Genomic DNA, 4,724 nt, shown 5'->3' on the forward strand with positions numbered 1-4,724 from the left:
GTGTACTTGGCCCTTGATGTCTTTGTCATTTTCGTTTTCCTTGTCTGAATTGAACCACTCAGCAAGGGATACGTTTTCTGGGGGCAAGGTCAAACAGCTGAATCCAGCGCAGCCGGGTAAGGGTTGTTCCGTATATCCATGCCGCACACGAGTGCCTGGAAGCAGTCCATTGACAGCCATTGCCAGCGATTGGTCGCCGCAGTTTCTAGGCTGTAAAGCCGGGCCGATTGAAGCCGCCAGCTTGGGCTCAGCACCATTGCGCGCATCGGCGGTGTGATGCCACAGGTGCAGCAAAGCCGGTGCAATTGCAAAGACAACACGCGCCAAGCGAGTCACACAGTTGACCCTTGAGGCAAAGCCGCCCTTGCAAAATGGGACGGCAGCCCACCCGCAACGCCCCACCGTCCCCACTCCAAAGAGACACGCATGAAATTCGATGACGTCATCCAGCAGCGCCGCAGTATTCGTGGCTACCTGAACAAGCCCGTTCCCAAGGCGCTCATCCGCGAGGTGCTGGAGTTGGCCATGCGCGCGCCCACCTCGTACAACACCCAGCCGTGGAATTTTTATGTGGTCACCGGCGAGGTGCTGGACCGCATCCGCGCTGGCAACGTGGAGCGCAACCTGGCGGGCGTGCCCGATTCACGTGAGTTTCGTCTGGGCCCCGATTACGCAGGCCCGCACCGCGACCGTCAGATTGGCGTGGCCAAACAGCTGTTTGCCGCCATGGGCATTGAGCGTGAGAACAAGGCCAAACGGCACGAATGGGTGCTGCGCGGTTTTCGCCAGTTCGACGCTCCGGTCTCGATCGTGGTGACCTATGACCGATCTATTGAGGGCAGCGATGTGGCGCCTTTTGACTGTGGCGGTGTGGTCAACTCCATTGTCAATGTCGCGTGGGCGCGTGGCCTGGGTTGCGTGATCAACAGCCAGGGCATCATGCAGTCGCCCGTGGTGCGCGCCGAGGCCGACATTCCCGACGACCAGATGATTCAAACCTGCATTGCCATGGGCTGGCCCGACGAGAGTTTTCCGGCCAACGCCGTGGTCTCGCAGCGCAAGCCGGTGGACGAGGCGGCGACGTTTCGGGGGTTTGACGACTGAGCTTGAAGGGTGCGCGCAGTTTGCAACTGCATGTTCGAGAGGCAAGCGGCCACGCGTCAGGCCAAATTCATGAAGGATGGTGCGCTGGCCCCGTTCAGCGCCACTCATTTGGCCACTGGAATCACAGTGAATAACTAAAATTGATAGCTGCTAGCGCACGTCTATCAAGCGCTGGCGGCCTGTTTGGCTTTTATTGATTGCAGGCCAGCCCGCACGCCACTCTTTCGCCACCACCGTGTCGTAAAGCCCGTAGTGCGCCAGACCTTCGTGGCTTTCAATGCCGGTGTAATGCAGTGAAGCGTCTTCATAGCGCCGAAACGCAAACACGGCCTGGTTCATCTGCTCGGTGTTGAACACTTTGAGCTGCACCAGCAAGTTAAAGTCTTTGACCGTCAGCCCCGTCACCGTCATGAACAAATCGGTCTCCAGCTTGGTGATGACGTCCTGCAACGTGTTCTCGCGAAAGTCGGTCAGGTACATGAAGGCGGGAATGCGCGTCGCAAACTTGATAAGCTTTTCCTGTATCTGCTTTCGCCTGGACTTATATTCCCGCTCCTCCTCAGAAAGCTGCTTCTTTTCCCGGTCTGACAGGTCTTTGTTTTTGGCCTTGTTCTTCAGCGCCTTGACCTTGTCGCTCTTGTTGATGATGGTTTCGATGACGTTGTTGCCCAGCGCGCGCCAGCCCTCGATGCGTTCCATCGCCTCCATCGCTTCAGGATTGTCAAGAATGCGGCGCAGGGTGCCGTTGTCCACGTTCACCAGCAGCGCGCTTTCCCATTTGCGTGCCAACAGCGTGGCCGACGTGCCGGCCATCGCAATATCCAGAATGCCGCCCGCGTCAATCTGCGTCATGTTCGCGCCGTCGTAGGCCAGCACGGGCAAAAAGGCCACCAAGTCCTTCACCGCGTTTTCGGGATTGGCCTCGTTGGGCGACAGGCCGATGCCGTACTCAGACAACTGGCGCAGCGCGCGTGTGGGCGCAAAGTCAAAGACAAAGCACACGGGTTTGAGGATTTCTTCCTCGTTCGGGTTGTCGCCGTTCGGGTTTTTAATTGACCACGGCGACTGCACTCGAAACGCAGCCTGAAAGTAGGTTTCGGGAGACTTCAGGTTGCGCAGCATCAGGATGGACGACCACTGCGCCACCGTCACGCCCGTGGTCAGCTTGCCGCATGACAGCGTGATGGTCTTGCTGTCAAAGCCGCTGCCAATGGCTTGGCGCACCGGCGGCAGCGCTTCCAGCCCGATGCCCGCCGCCGCACCTGCGGCCACGATGGTTGTGTAATCGCGCCAAAAGGTGTTGTTCCGCTCAGCCAGCAAATTCGCCATTGCGTGACACGCCGCCACATTGGGCAAAAACCAGAATGCGTGCTGCATATAAGGCAGCAGGCGCACATCCGAATACGGAAACGGCGGCCGCGTGCCCACTTTCAAAAATTCAGCCGACTGGGCGGCATGCCCGCCGCGAATGATGTCCAGCCACTTCTGCACATCGTCTTTATGCTTGAACTTCGCCTCTTTGTCTGTGCCTGAAGCCTCAAAAAACGCATTGAGGTCGAATTCATCGAACTCGCCCCCGTTGGCAATCACCAGCAACTCATCGGGCATTTGGTAGGTCAGCAGGCGCATTTGCGGCAATGCGCCGTAGGGGTTGCGCTGGTCGGGGTGCTCGGCGGCAAATGCCGCTTTGGCGCGCTGCTCGTCGGTGTAAGTCCAGTTGAAGATTTGCTCTTCAATGAACTCGCCCGTGGCGAGCGCCTTGAACGGCGTGCCCGACAGGTACAAATAGGCGTTGGTCGTGATGGGCAGAAAATCAGTTTCCTGGCCTGAAAGCACGGTCAGGTCTTCATTGATGCCGTCCAGCGCACCGGCGTATTCCAGCTTGGTTTCTTTTTTGGCAACCGCATCGTCCTCGCCCTCAAACAACTCTTTGGCGGTGTCGCGCCAAGCGCCAAAGTGGTATTCGTCAAACACCACCAAATCCCAGTTCACCGTGTGCAGCCACTCGTTTTTAAGCTTGATGTTTCCCGCCCCATCGCGCCCCAGCAGGTCTTGAAACGAGCCGAAATACACCATTGGCCGGTCGCGGTCGATGTGCGTCTCGTCGCTGCCCGAGGATTGCGAGTGGTATTGCCAGCCGTCAAAGTCCACATGGTTCTCCAGATCGGTTTTCCACGCATCTTCAACCGCCGGTTTGAAAGTCAGCACCAGCACGCGCCTGGCTTCGAGCTTTTTGGCCAAATGGTAGGCGGTGAAGGTTTTGCCAAAACGCATCTTGGCGTTCCACAGAAAGCGCGGGGAGGCTTTCGGGTCTTCGGCCCAGATCGAGTGGTAGTAGTCGAACGTCTTGTTCACGGCGTCCACCTGCTCGCTGCGCAGGCCAAAGGTTTCATGGTGCGAGCCGCTGAAGCGCTGGCCGGTGCGCAGCTCGGCCAGTACGGTTTTGACGTCCTTCAGCGTGCAGCGCATCCATTCCAGTTCGGTGTTGGCAAACCCTTTTTTGATCAGCGCGGCGCGGACTTCGTGGTCGTTAAAGAGCGTGCCGTCGTCGCGTTCGGCGGCTTCGTCAAGGGCAATGGTGTAGTTTTTGATTGCCGCCGTCTTGAGCTGTTCGGCCACGCGCTGCTTGACATGGCGCGTGGTTTGGCCAATTTTCAACAGGCCTTTGTGCGCTGTATCGGCAATCGAATAAGCGTAAATGCGCAGGCGGGCCGTGGGCTTGGGCAGGAGGATTTCTTCGATGGTGGGTTTATTCATCATTGCGCTCTTCAGATTCACCCACATCATTGCTGGGGCGTTCCGCTATAAGCGACTGGATGAAGGCAATCTCATCCAGAGTGATGCCATATCGTGCGTATAAATCGTTGTCAGACCACAAGCGATCCATTGGAAGTTTCGGCACAAACCGATAGGAGGCGCGCGTAATGTTTTGCGTGATTTTGCGGAGCGATACGAGAAACCTCACAAATCTTGTTCGCATATACGCGGCTAAGTTTTTTGCTTCAAATTCCGACTCACATACGCCAATTATTAAATAGGTCTCAGTACATGCCGTCCCCGGCCCCGCAACTACGGGTTCGCCAAGAATGGTTACGTCATCACGGCCACTTGTCCCGTGCGCCTTTACCAACAAGACTTTCCACTGATCAATCCAGCTAGTGTTACTGGTAATGATTGATCTCGCTACGTAAGAAGTTTGCTGATTTCCATACAACAAGATCGGCTCGTTAATTCCCGTATTTTTCTCGCTACCACGTTGATTCGTCAGACCAAAGGGTTTTCTTGCAGAAACTTGGTCGCCAAGACTAGCTTCAGCTTGCCCGCTAACCCTAAAGGATCGAATTTTTTCAAGGATACGAACAGCCTCATTGCGACGCACAAAAACGTCGTAAGCATCGAGATTTCGAACGACAGGCTCACCCACACCTTCATTGCTAATCATGGTGACAACCTCGCAGCCACCACTATGTTCGCGTCCCCATAACCAATACGAAATACCACCACGAATCTTCACTCCGGGAAACATGACCTTGCCCCCAGAAAACGTATCCCTTGCTGAGTGGTTCAATTCAGACAAGGAAAACGAAAATGACAAAGACATCAAGGGCCAAGTACACGCT

Annotated in this window: 3 protein-coding genes and 1 pseudogene; 1 reads left to right on the forward strand and 3 read right to left on the reverse strand. The window is 56.2% G+C overall.

Annotation, left to right across the window (positions count from 1 at the left end; all coding sequences use genetic code 11):
• Positions 1-327: hypothetical protein (locus RCH06_RS17600; RefSeq protein ID WP_327082763.1), on the reverse strand; the 327-nt coding region annotated here is incomplete at its 3' end.
• A 99-nt stretch (positions 328-426) separates the two neighbouring features.
• Between RCH06_RS17600 and RCH06_RS17605 the strand changes: the two genes are divergently transcribed.
• A complete protein-coding gene (locus RCH06_RS17605; protein WP_327082764.1) occupies positions 427-1,104 on the forward strand; it encodes a nitroreductase in 678 nt (225 codons plus the stop codon).
• 150 nt (positions 1,105-1,254) lie between these two features.
• Here RCH06_RS17605 and RCH06_RS17610 read toward each other — a convergent pair whose 3' ends face one another.
• On the reverse strand, positions 1,255-3,861 hold the full coding sequence (locus RCH06_RS17610) for a GIY-YIG nuclease family protein (RefSeq protein ID WP_327082765.1): 2,607 nt from the start codon (positions 3,859-3,861) through the stop codon (positions 1,255-1,257).
• A pseudogene (locus RCH06_RS17615) lies at positions 3,854-4,724 on the reverse strand (hypothetical protein); the annotation flags it as partial. The pseudogene RCH06_RS17615 and the gene RCH06_RS17610, both read right to left, overlap by 8 nt.

The sequence above is a fragment of the Polaromonas sp. CG_9.5 genome (genome assembly GCF_035984465.1).
Taxonomy (GTDB): domain Bacteria; phylum Pseudomonadota; class Gammaproteobacteria; order Burkholderiales; family Burkholderiaceae_C; genus Polaromonas.